Below are 15,411 nucleotides of genomic sequence, written 5' to 3'. Positions count from 1 at the left end.
AGAATGATATGGTTATAGTTATTCTGGCTGAAAAAGAGAAACAGGCAGAAGCTTACGCTACAGCTTTGGGACAATTTAGTAAAAAGAAAGGTGTCTATGTCATTAGGCATTCACCCTATTTTCCAGCTGAAGTACATGTGGTGGCTGCTGAAGGGCACCTATTTGAATACAGTGAACCAGACAATTGGTCGCTTGATAAATTACCTCTTACAAATGTTTCATTTAAGCAACATCTGAAAGAGGACAAGAATTCAAGGGAAAAATTTAAGAGAATCTATGATGAAGTGGTAGCAGCAGATCAAGTGATTATTGGGACGGATGCTGATAGAGAAGGAGAGCGGATTGCGTACTCTATTTTATCGCACATACCAGGGGGGAAGGAGAAAATTTGGAAACGTCTTTGGGCAAGCTCCATGACAAATAAAGCTCTTCAAAAAGCTTTTCAGGAATTGAAGGAACCTTCAGAAACCTATAATTACTATTTGGAAGCTGAGGCACGTGCACAAAGTGATTGGTTGGTAGGAATGAACTTATCACCTCTTGCAACTCTTGATCTTCAAGCAAGAGGACAACTCCCTCGAACAAAAGGTAGCCATCTATCGGTTGGCCGAGTTCAAACACCAGCAGTCAGACTAGTTTGTGAAAATGATTTAGAGATTCGCAACTTTACCCCAGAAAAATATTGGAAGCTTCAGCTGGAGGATAATAAAAATGGGGTGTTCTTTACGACCAAAGATAAAACTAAAGATAGTGAAGCTATTTTAGCCTCTTCAAGGGGATTATCAACTACCTCTGTTGTTTCTTCAGTTGAGGTAGAAGAACATCAGAAATCAGCTCCACAACTATTTACCTTGTCTGAATTACAAAGTTTTGCAGCAAGCGCCTGGAAATTTGACTCAAGTAAAACAGAGAGCATTGTTGAGGGACTGTACTTGGAAGGTTTTCTCTCCTATCCACGACCAGACTCAGAATACATCAGTCATTTTGAATTTGATGATTTAAAAGAAAATCTATCTGCCTATCAAAAAGCTATTAATTGTCATTTTCAGCCGGCGTTTTTGGAGCCTAGAGAAGATTACGTCAATGATGAAAAAGTGTCTGGTACGAGCCACTCAGCCTTGATTCCGACTGAAAGAATTCCAAACCTTTCAAATTTAAAAACTGACCAACGACTAATTTATGAAGCAGTTGTGAAGCAGGCAATATTAATGTTTGCGGATGATTGTTATTATTCAACCAAAACAATTGAAGTAGAAAATAATGGTTTTGTTTTTAAAACAAAGGGTAGAACGCTTCATAAGTTGGGATGGGCTGAATGGAGTTCACGAAAGGTACGAGGTCCTGTTGAAGTTCCTGATTATCAAGTGGGAGATAAAATTGATACGCAGGTTCATATTTTAGGGGGTGAAACAAAACCACCTAAAAAACTAACTGAAAGCCAATTGATTGGCCAAATATTTCCTAAATATGGCTTGGGAACACAAGCCACTAGAGGAGAAATCATTAAAAAAATTCAAAGTAAGGGTTATGTTGTTAAAGATAAAAAAACAGGTCAACTAACGCCTACCAACAAAGCCTATCTACTTATCAATTATCTCTATGACAATGAGTTTTCTGATCCAGAGACAACAGGAGGCTGGGAAATGTTTCTATCTCAGATAGGAGAAGGGACAATTAATCCACGAGAATTTGTGGATGCGATAAAAGATAAGCTCACTCTTCAAATCAAAGAAGTAAAAGAAAGAGGTGATTAAGTGTGACTACTGAAGAAAAGAAAAAAACACCCTATTTAGATCGTTATACAGATAACTTGACAGAAAAAGTTTCAAAAAAAGCAGAAGATTATCAGGTGTACGGCCGTGATAAAGAAGTAGAAGCTGTTCAGACCACTCTTCTCAGGCGAACTAAGAATAATCCTATTTTGGTGGGAGAAGCTGGAGTTGGAAAAACAGCCATTGTTGAAGGATTTGCTTTGGCCATTTTAAGAAACCAGGTGTCTCCAAAATTAAAAAACTTGACCGTGCGCTCTCTAGAACTATCTAGTTTAATGTCAGATGAGGATGGAGGATTTATTGTTAAGTTTAAAAAAATTATTGAGGAGATGGTAGAAACCAAAGGAGAGAATCTTCTCTTTATTGATGAATTTCATACTATTGTTGGTGCTGGTGGTTCAGATAAGGGCGCTTTGGATGCTGGAAATATCATTAAACCAGTTTTGTCACGTGGCGAGATGCAATTGATTGGCGCAACTACATTAGATGAATTTCATGAATATATTGAAACGGACCGAGCGCTTGAGCGAAGGATGCAGCCAATTAGGGTTTCTGAACCAACAACTACTCAAGCGATTGAAATTCTTGAGCAAGCTAAAACTATTTACGAAAATTTTCACCAGGTGTCTATTAGTTCTGATGCTGTAAAACAAGCTGTACTTCTATCCGTCCGCTACATACCTGATCAATTTTTACCTGATAAAGCCTTTGACTTAATAGATGAAGCAGCGACAATTTGTTCTACAAATGGATTAGGCTATGTCAGGAAGCAAGAAATTGCAGAGGTGCTGAAAAATAAAACAGGTATTCCTGTCACGACGATTTTGAAAGGTAACAAGGAAAGACTGGATGGTTTAAAAGAAAAGCTGTCACGACGTGTTAAGGGCCAAGATGAGGCTGTAGATGCTGTTGTGAATGCTATAACTGTTGCCCAAGCTGGTTTACAGGATCAAAGAAAGCCCTTGTCTTCCTTCATGTTTCTAGGAACTTCTGGAGTTGGAAAAACCGAGCTTGCCCTGGCATTGGCAGAGGGGATGTTTGATGATGAGGAGGCAATCATTCGTTTTGATATGTCTGAGTATAAGCAAAAAGGAGATATTACAAAACTGATTGGCGATCGTCAAACTAGAACGAAGGGTCAATTGACTGAGAAGGTTAAACAAAAACCTTATAGCGTTATCCTGATCGATGAAGTTGAGAAAGCACACTCAGAAGTTGTAGATTTATTTTTGCAGGTGCTTGATGCTGGGCGCTTGACTGATTCAACTGGAAGGCAAGTGAGCTTTAAGAATACGATCGTCATTATTACTACGAATATTGGTTCACAAAAAATTATTAATCAGTATGAATTGAAAGGGAATTTTAAGAAACTAACAGATAGGGATAAGGTACAGTTTGAAAAGAGCATGACGTTGGAGTTAGAAACTAAATTTCGACCAGAATTTCTCAATCGAATTGAATATAAATTGATTTTCAACATGTTAGACGAGGAAGTGAATAAGGAAATTATTGTCAAACAACTATCAGAAATCGAAGAAAGAATGAAGAATCAACAGTTGACTCTTTCTTATGAAGAAAGTTTGGTTACTTATTTATTGGATGTAGGAACCAATATAAAGGATGGTGCACGGCCACTGGAAAGAGTGATTAAACATAAGGTGCTTCCTTTAATTTCTAAAGAGTTTCTGAACTTATCTGATCACAATCAAGAGTATCATTTTCATCTTTGGGTAGAAGGTGATGCGCCAGATGAGCATCACCGTGAAGATAAAAGAAAAATATTATTCGATGTCGAAGCTGAAAAGACGTCATTTGGGGAAGCATTATTTTCTTAAAACTTACCTTAAAAAAATGATTGTCCCTTTAAAAAATTTTTTTCAATTATCTATTATACTAACGTTGTCAAAAAAACAAAGGAGGATTTCTATGAAAAATTATTTGACAAGACAACTTCAGCAAGTAAAAACAAAATCACAGATGTTTTTATTGAGCCTTTCCCTATTCCTAACAGGATCTACAGTCTATGCGGACGATCCATTTGCTAAGTCGGATAACTTGGCAAAACAAGGAATTACAAAAGTTCAGCTAGTCAGTGTTGCACTATTTGGGTTAGCTGCCGTTGTCACTTCGCTCATTTATGCGTTTGGTGGACGGGAGTTAAAAGCCTCAATGAAAAAACATTGGGTATCAATTGCAATTGCAATTATTGGTGTTTCAGCGGGACCAAGTATCATTGAATGGATTTTTGATTTCGTGAAAAGTTAAGGGGTGGTGATTTATGGCTTTTTCACTCTTTAATAAAGATCGCTGTACGATTACAGATGATCTATTTTTAGAAATCTCCTGGGAAGATGGAAGAGGTCCAGAGGATGATCGTGAGTTACTTGCTATCATTGAGGCATTGGATCATCTTTCTGATTTTTCTCAGCCGATTTCAAAAAGTTTGCCCTACCTAACATTTCACCAGGCCGAGTTGTTATTTAGAGAGTTGAAACAGATGTATGGTCAGTTTCAGCTGAAAAAAGTAGCAATTGCCCATCTGGAAGGAAAAAGCGTGGTGACAGAAGGGGAGGTTTATGCTAGTCCATTCCGCATTACAGAAGACTATGAAAACCTCTTACTTCCCCTCATTCAAGCGATACTTACTAGCTCTGAATTTGCGAATTACAGCTATCAAGAAAAACGGGAGTATTTTGAGAACCAGATTTATCCTGTATATAAACAAAGTTTGGGATTATCCGATTCTTCTCTTCCCCTTTTCCCAGCTGAAGGTGAGACAGAGGCTGTTTCACAATCCAATCGCCTGCCACCTGTTCCAAAAGCAAGAGATCAAACAGATGTTGTGTCTCCCCTGTCTCAAAAGCAGTCATCTTTCCTAAAGAGATTTTATCTATTTTTAGGTTTTGTTGGAGTGATTACAATAGTAAATATCGTTTGTGTATTTTTTGCTTTCGCTCAACTATCAAACCAGTCAGAAAAAGTAAATTTCTTATATCAGGAACAAAAAAATACTCAACTAATCATTTCAACGAAAAATGAAGTTGATGTATTTAGTCGCTATTTCTTACCTTCTTATTACTCAGGCAAAAAAGAAAATCTAGTGGATTTTCTTTCTGAAGGTGATGCAAAATTCACCCAACCAAAAGAAGGAATTTTACAGTCCGTTATTTTAGAGAAGTTGAATTATGATTCAGAAACTCAAAAATACACGGTTTCCTATATCCTATCCGTCAAAAAAGGGGATAAATCATCTAGCGTTAGATTAACTTTTGATGTAAAAGCTTCTGATTCTTCAAAATATGGATTTGTTGTAGAAACAGAACCAAAAGAATCAAATTATCTTAAAAATTAGAAAAGGAAAAATCAAAATGCACAAGAAAAAACAAGTATTAGCTACACTAGCACTATCAACTATCGCACTTGCACAAGCTGGTTCTGTATATGCAGATGAGCTTGCACCAATTGATTCTTCTGCTCCAACAACGGAAGTGGTTACACCGACAGCGCCAAGTGCTTCAACAGAAACAGAGGCTCCAGTAACTCAACCAACAGATCCTTCTGTTACTCCAGTTGATCCAACAACACCAGATGCATCATCAACAGTAGACAAACCGCAGGGTAAAGACAATGCGGAGAGTTTAGATGGCGTATCAACTGATAAACCAACTGTACCAGATACATCATCAACTACAGACAAACCGCAGGGTAAAGATAATGCGGAGAGCCTAGACGGCGTACCAGCTGAAAAACCAAAGACTACTGATCAAGCCAATCAACAGGGCACTTCACAAATTGGGACTACTTCAACCGCAACAGGCCAAGTGGTTCACGATGTGACAAAAGATCCTGTTGAAACGAATACAGGAGCTTCAATTGTTAGCACTCAAGGCGGAAATATAGTCCTTTCAGATGGTTCAGTGGTTGCTCCTGAAGCACTTGGAGCTGTTACAAATGAAGACAAGACCATCAGTGTTTCAACTGCAGATGGTAAAATGGTAACTTTACCAAATACAGGAACAGAACAAAGTTTCCTAGCTTCAATCGGTGGCATGTTAATGACAGCAGTAGGTTACTTTTACAAGAAAAAACTATTTTAAAATAAGGAAAATTTAAACGAATTATAACAATGTACTGTTAAATAATTTTTAGAATATCTTGAGTTTTTCTTTTATGTCAATTGACAATAGAAGTGAGAAAAGAATGGATATTTAGAATTATTGGTTTTGTGGAATTTATAGAAGTTTTTTTGAATTTTGTTAAGGAGTAAACAATGAAAGTTAAAGGCTCAATGTTGTTATTTTCAACGGTAACATTACTTGCATTTAGCAATAGTGTAGTTCATGCTGATTCTGTAAGAGAAGCAAGAATTTCTCAATTAGAGAAGCAGAAAGATAGTCTTTATAGTGCAAATGCTTCTAGCGGTGTATCTGCAGGTGGTCGCTGGTATTCATTGACACAAAGTGAAAACAAGATCAAAGAATTAGAACAACAAGTAGCTCAGTTAAATGTACCTTATTCAGAAAAGAATACGATTAAAGTAAGTGCTGAGTATGCAAAGGCTCTTAAAGATTATTTCAATTATGATAAAAGTGATGCTGAAAGAGATCGAGCAGAACAAATTTTGAAGTCAGAAAGCAGTAAATTACGTTATCAAGAAGAGAATTTTATTTCTAGTGCTTCAGATCAAGTAGAAATTTATGATATCAACAACATTCCTAATGAAGTTGTAGTTGAATTGAATTACTTTGCTTTAGATATGCTTAATCAAGTTCGTAGACAGATGGGAATGCCCCAGGTTTTATTAGCTAATTCATCTATTGATTTTTCTGATAAACTTTCAAAAAAAGTTCTTGAAGCAAATAGAAGTATTTATGATTGGCACTATGTAAAAGGTATCAATGATTTAGCTAGAGAATATGGCTTGCCTACTTCTAGTAAGAAAGATGAAGTAAGCGAATATGGAGGTCAGTACTATGAGAATTACTTTGCTGTAAGTGGAGTATCAAGTGAAATGACTAAGGCTAAAATGAAACAATGGATTTATTATTCTATTGTAGATTTTTTATTTGATGGTACGGAGTTTCTTCATGCTCAGTCTATTGCTGGTGTAAATTACGGAACTACTTATCAGAATGAGTATCTTGGAGTTTCACTTCATTATTTAAAAGATGGCTTAGGAATTAGTTATATTAAAGTTTCTAATGAAGATTTATCTAAAGCAACAAAGAGCGCTTTTAATACTTCTAGTCCATCAAATACTACTGAAAGCAATCGACAAACAACTTTAGCTAAAAAATCAAAAGAATTACAAGATGAAAAAGGTAAGTACGAGAAGTTACAGAGCGCTTATAACGACTATAACAAAATCTCCAAGGAGATTGATTCTCTAAAAGCTCAGGAAGAAAAGGAGAAACAAGAAAAAGCTAAGACGGATAAGGAAAAACAAAATTCAAGTCCTGCTAAGCCATCTAATCCTGCTCAAAAACAAGACAAGGATAAATCGAATAAACCTAGCAAACCTTCTCAGAATCAAAGTAAATCAAGTAAGAATGGTTGGGTTAAGGAAAATGGTTCGTGGTATTATTATTTGAATGGTAAGCCTGTTTCTAATCAGTTTCAAGATTCATATTATCTGAAGTCTGACGGTAAGATGGCAGAAAAAGAGTGGGTTTATGATTCATACTATGGCTCATGGTTCTATTTGAAGGAAGGTGGAGCTTATGTAACCAGTCAATGGTATAAAGTAGATGGTTCATGGTACTACTTTAAGTCAGGTGGCTATATGGCAAGAAATACCTGGCAAGGATCATATTATCTGAAGTCTAATGGGGCTATGGCAGAAAGTGAATGGATTTACGATTCAAACTATAAGTCATGGTATTATTTGAAATCTAATGGTGTTTATTTACGAAGTGCATGGCAAGGATCATATTACTTGAAATCAGATGGTAAGATGGCAGATAAAGAATGGATTTATGATTCTAATTATGGTTCATGGTTTTATTTGAAACAAGGTGGAACGTATGTAAATAGTCAATGGTATAAAGTAGATGGTTCATGGTATTACTTTAAGTCAGGTGGCTATATGGCAAGAAATACTTGGCAAGGATCATATTATCTGAAGTCTAGTGGTGCTATGGCTGTAAATGAATGGATTTATGATTCTAATTATGGTTCATGGTATTATTTAAAATCTAATGGTGCTTATGCTCGTAACGAAGTGATTCAAGGATATAAACTTGATTATTCAGGAAAATGGGTATGATTTTAGAAGTATTTAAGCGATCTCGTTCACCTTCATAGGATTATAATGATTGAGATTGATAAAATAAAAAAATTTTAATTTAAAAGGAGAAAAGAAAGTATGTTTAAAACACAAGAAACAAAAGCGTTTGGTTCAATTCGTAAAATGAAGCATTATGGTGCATGTGGTGTAATTTTGGGTATGGCTGCTCTTGCTATGGCATTTGGATCAGGTGGTGTTTCTGCTGATGAGGTGAGTGCGAATAAAAATGTTCCAAAAACTGTTCAGGAATTACCTAAACAGAAAGAAACTGTCGAGAAAAATACTACAGTTGATGTTGTTGTTGATCATTCTAACGTTGATAATTCTGTTTCAGTTGCAAACAAAGCTGGACTTACCGTTCAGCAAGATGTTCCTGTAGATGCTGGAGTAGCTAATACTCCCGAAGAACTTGCAGAACGTAAATCTGCCATTGAAAAAAGCTATGCCACCCAAGCAGAACATCTTTCTGAAGAAGCTTCTAGCTATAAGAAAGAAGTTGGGGAACGCGAAAATGAGCGTACTGTAATTAAGCATGAAAATGATGCTAAAAAGAAGAAGTACGATGAAGATCTAGCTCAGTACAAGTCTGATTCTGAAAAAGCCAACCAGCAAAATGCTGAAATTGATCGTCAAAACAAAAAGAAAAATGATGATTATGATACCCAAAAGAAAAAAACAGATGAAGAAAACAATAGAATTCGTTCGGAACATGAAAAGGCTGTCAAAGAATTGAAAGCAAAAAATGCTGAAATTGATAAGAAAAATCAAGAAGCTCGAACTGATTACAACAAAAAGTACAAACTTTACAGCGAAAAGCTAAAAGATTACAATGAGCAGAAAGCTGCGCTAGAAAAGCAGGGCCGTGCTGGTTCTGCAAACGGTGTCACATTGTATGGTGATTTTGATGAAACTGCTCGTGGCAGTATGAAATATTATAAGAATTTCACTGCTGTTTTTGATGGAGTGCCAAATCTTGAACTTGCTAATGACTATTTAGGTTATCGACCTGATACAAAAATTACAGCTAGTCGTGATGACCTTCTTGAAGATTATTCTTGGAATGATACAGAAGGAAAATTTATCAACAAACCAAGAGTCGGAGATTCATTCACGCTTCATAATATTGGTGAGACCGATACAGGTAAAAAAATCTCAGCCAAATTTACTTTTAAAACTGTTGTTCCAGAATGGCAAAAAATGGGTGTAGATTCTGTTTATTCTCGTTTGTTAGTTACTCATAACAAGAAATCAATAACGAATGCAATTGATTTCAATGTATTTAATATGCAGGCAGTTGATACTGATATTGAGTATTTTGAAGAAGGAACAGGCAAACCAATTAAATTAGGAATGGTTAATACTTTCAGTGATCTTGACTATGGACAAGAACTTCGATGGGAATATGAGGATGGGACAACAGGAGTTGTCATGAATCCAAAAGGTTCTGATATTCTAGAAGTCACACGTGACGGAAAAAATCTATTTAAAGGAGAGCATCGTTGGGATGTTCCAGTGGGTTATGACGACCCGTCAGGATTGAATGAATGGAAAGCAAGTGATCTTCATTATAAGAATGTAAAGGATGAAGATGATGTTCCTCTTGGTTCTATGTTGACAGCAGGCTTTGGTTCTCGTATGCACTTAACTTATTCAAAAGGTAACAAATCTCAAGCAACTCGTTCACAAGATGAGTGGGATATTGTTCGTAAAAATTCTGATGAACGTACAAAGGCAGACGGTAAAGCTCCTCTCAGCGATGCAGAACTATTTATGCTTGACTACGCATTCCAACTATGGGGACGTAACGCTTCTCTTACAAAACCATTACGTAAGCCTGATGTGCCAAATCCACCTGAATTGTTAAAACATGAAAAAGAGACAATTCCGGATCCAACATACCTCCCTTCCCCAACAAAAAATCCTGATCAGCCTCACGTTCCAAATCCACCAAAACCTGGTGAACCAAGCTATACTTCTATTCCAAATAAAATATCTCCTCGTACTGTGCATGTTCGATATGCTAATTTGAAGTATAAACCATCTGTAAATCCTACAAAATCTGTTGAGGATACACATGGAAATAACATTGATGGGGCTAAGACATTTGATAAGAATGTGAAGTTTACGTTGAAAACTGACTATTCTCCTTATTCAAAATTTACCGCGTCACCTAAGTCGATTGCAAAACGTTTTGCGATTGTAGACGATGTGCAAGATGGTGCCTATACTGTTGATAATGCCAAAATCAAGGCAACTGATGACGAAGGCAAAGATGCAAAACAACTTTTTGACATGTTCCATGTTCTTTCTGACAAGGGAAGAACAGATGTTGTTAATGAAATTTTGAAAGAAGCAGGCTTGTCACCTAAAGGTGAATTCTATATGTGGATTCCAAAAGACAACGCTGCTTACTACAAGAATTATGTTTCTAAGGGAAAAAATGTGACTTTTGATTTGTTTGCTAAATTGTTGGTAAAAGAAGGTCAAAAGGTTGAGAACGATTTCCATCAGATTGATTTTGGAATCGATAATAAGTCTAATTTAGTAATGCTAGAAGTTCCAGACATTAAACCTGAAAAACATGCTTTGGATCACAAAGATAACTCTAAAATTCGGGATGGTCAAGAAATTCAAATTGGTGAATACCTACGTTACCTTTTGGACGGAGTGACTGTTTCTGCTAAACATGATACTCTTTATCAATATGACGGTATTGATATGCTTGACTTGAAGCATGACAGATACACAGGTAATTGGTCTGGTATCATTCGTGGGACAGAATACGTTGCCGAAAAAGACTTGGTTCTCCCTTATGATGTAGTCTTGTCTGACGGTAAAGTGGTTAAGGCAGGAGATAAGATTGCCAAAGGCTCTGTATATGCTTTCCAATTTGAATTTGACCAAAGCACAAATTCTGACTTTATCAAGAAGGTTGTTACAGTTTCTTGGAATGAACAAAGTGGCAAGTGGGCTTACACTATTGACAAAGAGTTCTTGAACTCTCTAGGTGTTAAAGGTACGTTCGACGCTGATTTTTATGTCGAAGTTGAGCGTATTTTGGCTGGAGAAGTTGAAAATAAATTTGTGAACATTATCAACAGTCAAGAAATGGATGCGAAAGTAACGACTCATACTCCTGAGCCACCAAAACCTGAAGAACCAGGCAAACCACAACCGCAGCCATCGCTTCCAAATACTGGAACATCAGCAAGCATGCTTCCAGTTGTGGGAATGATTTTGGGATTGTTGAGTCTTGCAGGCCTTCGTAAGTCGAAAGAAAACTAATTTGACGAACTAAAATGAAATGATGACCACAAGTTGAATAAAGACTCTCTTGTGGTCTTTATTGAAAGGAGAAAAAATGCAAGTATTTATCGCTTCTGGACGTGTTGCATTCATCCCAAGTGATGCAGTAGGTCAAACTAAAAATGGTCATGCCAGTTTCAAATTTGAGTTTGTTTGTGATTCTAGTATGAATGATGATACAAATAAACCAATTTCTAGTTTCTTCCATGTGCAAGTATACGGAAAACAAGCGGAATTGATGGCTCAGAGCCTATCTAAAGGCTCTCCAATCCTCTTAAAAGGAGAAATTATCCAACGACCTTATAATGATGAACAAGGTCAACGTCGGACGTATCAGTTTATTTCCCCAAATCAACAAGGAGGAATTTCTTTCCTTGAAAATAGGGAAGCATCTAACCGACGTAAGCAGGAACAACAGGGCTTTTCTCAGCCGATACCAAGTTCTATTCCTCCATCTTATCCTGAACCAATGGATGTAGAATCCCCATTCTAAAGGGATTGAAAGCATACAAGAACACTTGTGTGCTTTTTTGTTGTACAAAAAGTTATATAACTTATGATATAACAATATCTTTTGTCCCTTTAACAAAGAATTTGATATTATCCCTTAGAATAGAGGGGAATTAAGAAATAATAAGAAAGGAGTGCAACAATGGCAAGACAAAAATACAATTATCTGTCTGATGAATTGATTGCAGAATCTCTTCAGGTGACCAATTACTTAGAACAAAGTCGATCCAGTCGATTGAATGTTCTTCAGTTGGATGGAGAGAAATGGTTAGAAAGTTACTTTCACCGTTATGAAAAAGCCTCTCCAAGGCTACAGTTTCACATATTTCTCTTTTCGAGCTTCTATACTCGAAAAATGGAGTGGTTCTTGGAAGGTGTGAGGGGGTAGTCGTTTGTTTGAGTTATTTGAAGTAGTATTTTATACCCTTATCCAACTGATTCGAGCCAGTTGGCTCAATACCTTCCTTTTTCTAGGAGTCGCAGGTTATTACCTCTTCAGACTCTTTCAACCTTACTTTTTAAGGCAGTATCAGCGGTTACTAAAAAGCAAGAGTTGGCTGAAGCAGATTTTTAAAAGAGGTTGGAAAGGTCGCAAAACGATTGATTGGGAACAGGTATGGAAGCAATCAGCCAGAGGGCTGTTCAAATGGGTAAAGTTATTGATTCCAAAAATCATTGCGCTTGTCTCCCTCATTCTTTGGAATATTCTCTTTCGAATTGTTTATATGATTCCCTTTGTAAAACGGGAACGAAAACGGTTTGATAAAGAAATGAAACCCATTCTTTATTTTAAAAGTTATCGTAGCTTCGTCTATATGGGATTAGGTTTTAGCTTTATTGCTTTTATCTTAACCAATTACCTGGTTACTGTTTTGAGGGCTACAATCCGCTTTCTCTACTTTAGTATTTGGTCGTTTAAAGATGCTAGTAAGGCCGTAAACTTTGACTTAAACAGCCTCTTGTTTCAAAGTTTATTGAATGTAAAAGTCTTTTGGATTGCCCCGATTTTAGCTTTTCCTCTCTTTCTGATGGGTCTAGTCCTTGCTTGGAAATCTGCTTGGATTAACTTTGAGCAGTTTCGTGACTACAACCATAATGAGGAGGGGGATGACCGTTTTGTGACGGTTGATGAAATTCGTCGTCAATACAAAAAGATCCCCAATAAAGCTTTAACTTATCCAGGTGAGGGTGGGGCTCCTGTATTTCATGAACTGAATCATGATTTGGCAGGGCAAACACTCCGAACGCAAATGTTATGGCAAAATAAGACAATCAGTCGATACGTGACCAATGCGGAGCGCATTTTGGGCATGCAATCTTTTCCTTCGGGATATTATTACATTGAAGATAAGCCGACGAATCTGTTAGGGATTGGGATGACTCGTTCAGGTAAGGGGGAAGGTCAGATCACGACAACGATTGATATCAACAGTCGTGCGGAGTTGCAGCCATCGCTAGTTCTGGCAGACCCGAAAGGAGAACACTACCAAGCCTCTTACAAAATGATGAGGCAACGTGGCTATGAAGTTGATGTGCTTTCTTTCCAAAATATGGATTGGTCTATGTCCTACAATCCTTTGGCTCTAGCTATTGCAGCCGCCAAGAAAGGTTACTATGAGAAAACGCAAACCTATGTCAATGCAGTCGCAGAATCCATTTTTCCAAAACAAAAAGGTGGTGAGAAGGGAAATGCGGAGTATTTTCGTAAGTCTTCTATATCCTTGTTTAACGCTCTTACAATGGCTTTGATGGATCGGGCTAATGAAACCGTTCAAAATGGTGAGGACGATGCCTGGGATACCATTACCATCCCTAACGTTGCGAAATTCTTGGCGACAATGGGGTCTGAAGAAGTCTTTGTGGATGGAACGGGGGAAGTCGTTGAGAATCCAACTAGAGAACAACAGTTATCCAAGAAATCAAAAATCACGGTCTATTTTGATAATTTGAGACAAGTGAATCAAAAACAATTCTCCAAATTCAGACAAATGGCAGATATCGAATTTCGTGCCTCAGACTTTGGTGGTGATGAGACTAAAGGGAATGTCTACTCTAGCATGATGACAGGAATCAATCTGTTCTTGCAAGATAACGTGGCGAAGCTCACTTCCAAAAACTCGATTGATTTAGAGTCTTTTGCCTTCCCACGTCGATTGTCTGTTAAGTTGAGATCAAGCACCAACAGTCAATTAAAAAATGAGTTCAAGCATAAGACTGCAAGGGTAACCATTACAGGCTTGAAGAAATGGGGTAAAGTTGAAAAGCAAGTCGATTATGTGAAGCAAGCGACAGCTCTTATTGATGGAGAAGGCTATCTGACTTATGCCATCGAACCTAAACTTCCAGATCAGTTTACGGTTACGATTGATTTTAATCATAAGAAAAATGGTAAGTCTCCAGTTCGGGATCAAGTCTTCCAGTTCTCAGCTGAAAAAGTCTATCGAAAAGATGGAGATAAGTTAGAACTAGATGAGTATACCAAGAAGCCAATTTTAGATCATATCGATGTAAGGGTTCTGAAGAGCAAAGAAGACACTCAAAATCTTCTCCAAGAGTCAGATATTGAGTTGATTTACTCCGATAAACCAAGAGTCGTCTATCTGGTAACACCACCAAACCGAACAGAGTACAATGGGATTGTCTCTTTGTTCTTGGATCAGTTGTACAATGCCAACTATGACCTTGCCTTAACAAATGGGCGGAAATGTATCAATCGGATTCTCCATATCTTGGATGAGTTTACAAACATTCCAGCTATTCCTCACATGGATACGAAAATTTCTATCGGATTGGGGCAAAACATTCTCTATTATCTTTGGGTTCAAAACTTGGAACAATTGGTTAATGTCTATGGTGAAAATGTTGCGCAAACGATTCTGGATAACTGTTCATTGAAAGTTTACGTCAAAACGACGTCTCCAGATACCAATAAGAGATTTAGTGGAGAGCTGGGGACACGTACCATCACCAGAAGACGGCGCTCCAGCAATATCCTGGACGAAGCCAATCCAAATGTAGCTGTCGAGAATCCAAAACAAGAATTGTTGACACCAACGCAATTGGCCAAGCTCCAGGAAGGAGAAGCGGTTATCTTACGTGGGGTAAAGGGACGGGATAATGTTGGACGTAAGGTCACAACGGATCCAATCTTTGCACATGATAAGAACAGCTTCCCTTACAAGTACATGTTCTTACAAGAGGAGTTTGATACATCGATGACTCTTGCGGATATTCCAGTTGAAAGTGCACACCGTGAGCTAGAACTTCAGGAGATAGCAGTTGATGCAGGTACAGCCTTCAACAACATCATAGACTGGAGGCAACGTTTGACTATGCCTCTCCTCAGCAACAATGGCGAAACTCCTAAACTATCAGGCCGTCACAGTAAAGGGCAAAAGGTGCAATCCCAATCATTTACTTCCACAGATGAATTATTCCAAGCAGCTGCAGCTAGTGTTATTCACGGTGACTATGATTATTATGATGACGGAGATGATTTCTTTGCGGATGAAGTTATCTAAAAAGATGTACAATAAG

10 protein-coding genes are annotated in these 15,411 nt (G+C 37.4%); all 10 read left to right on the top strand.

Going from position 1 to position 15,411, the window contains the following annotated elements; translation table 11 throughout:
* Positions 1–8 precede the first annotated feature (8 nt).
* The 10 genes from QM450_RS01435 (at position 9) to QM450_RS01390 (ending at position 15,395) form a co-directional block, all read left to right on the top strand.
* Positions 9–1,754, top strand: coding sequence for a type IA DNA topoisomerase (locus QM450_RS01435; protein WP_414319453.1), 1,746 nt, complete (start codon positions 9–11; stop codon positions 1,752–1,754).
* A 2-nt stretch (positions 1,755–1,756) separates the two neighbouring features.
* On the top strand, positions 1,757–3,607 hold the full coding sequence (locus QM450_RS01430; RefSeq protein WP_414319452.1) for an AAA family ATPase: 1,851 nt from the start codon (positions 1,757–1,759) through the stop codon (positions 3,605–3,607).
* A gap of 91 nt (positions 3,608–3,698) precedes the next feature.
* Positions 3,699–4,037, top strand: coding sequence for a conjugal transfer protein TrbC (locus tag QM450_RS01425; RefSeq protein ID WP_414319451.1), 339 nt, complete (start codon positions 3,699–3,701; stop codon positions 4,035–4,037).
* Positions 4,038–4,050: 13 nt separating this feature from the next.
* Positions 4,051–5,124 carry a hypothetical protein gene (locus QM450_RS01420; protein ID WP_414319450.1) on the top strand — a complete coding sequence of 358 codons (1,074 nt, stop codon included), beginning with the start codon at positions 4,051–4,053 and terminating at the stop codon, positions 5,122–5,124.
* Positions 5,125–5,140: 16 nt separating this feature from the next.
* Positions 5,141–5,869, top strand: a complete 729-nt coding sequence (locus QM450_RS01415) for an LPXTG cell wall anchor domain-containing protein (protein ID WP_414319449.1) — start codon at positions 5,141–5,143, stop codon at positions 5,867–5,869.
* Between the two features lie 173 nt (positions 5,870–6,042).
* Complete coding sequence (locus QM450_RS01410) at positions 6,043–8,037, top strand: SEC10/PgrA surface exclusion domain-containing protein (protein WP_414319448.1); 1,995 nt, start codon at positions 6,043–6,045, stop codon at positions 8,035–8,037.
* Between the two features lie 99 nt (positions 8,038–8,136).
* Entirely contained in the window at positions 8,137–11,343 is a 3,207-nt protein-coding gene (locus QM450_RS01405; protein ID WP_414319447.1) for an SspB-related isopeptide-forming adhesin, read from the top strand.
* A gap of 76 nt (positions 11,344–11,419) precedes the next feature.
* Positions 11,420–11,857 (top strand): single-stranded DNA-binding protein, encoded by a 438-nt coding sequence (locus QM450_RS01400; protein WP_050239879.1) that lies wholly within the window; start codon positions 11,420–11,422, stop codon positions 11,855–11,857.
* Between the two features lie 159 nt (positions 11,858–12,016).
* Entirely contained in the window at positions 12,017–12,262 is a 246-nt protein-coding gene (locus QM450_RS01395) for a hypothetical protein (RefSeq protein WP_000113751.1), read from the top strand.
* A 4-nt stretch (positions 12,263–12,266) separates the two neighbouring features.
* Positions 12,267–15,395 carry a VirD4-like conjugal transfer protein, CD1115 family gene (locus QM450_RS01390; RefSeq protein ID WP_414319446.1) on the top strand — a complete coding sequence of 1,043 codons (3,129 nt, stop codon included), beginning with the start codon at positions 12,267–12,269 and terminating at the stop codon, positions 15,393–15,395.
* The last annotated feature ends 16 nt before the right edge of the window (positions 15,396–15,411 follow it).

Origin of the sequence: Streptococcus infantis, assembly GCF_047464615.1 — a bacterium.
Lineage (GTDB): Bacteria > Bacillota > Bacilli > Lactobacillales > Streptococcaceae > Streptococcus > Streptococcus infantis_Y.
This window is presented reverse-complemented; position numbering and strand designations above follow the sequence as displayed.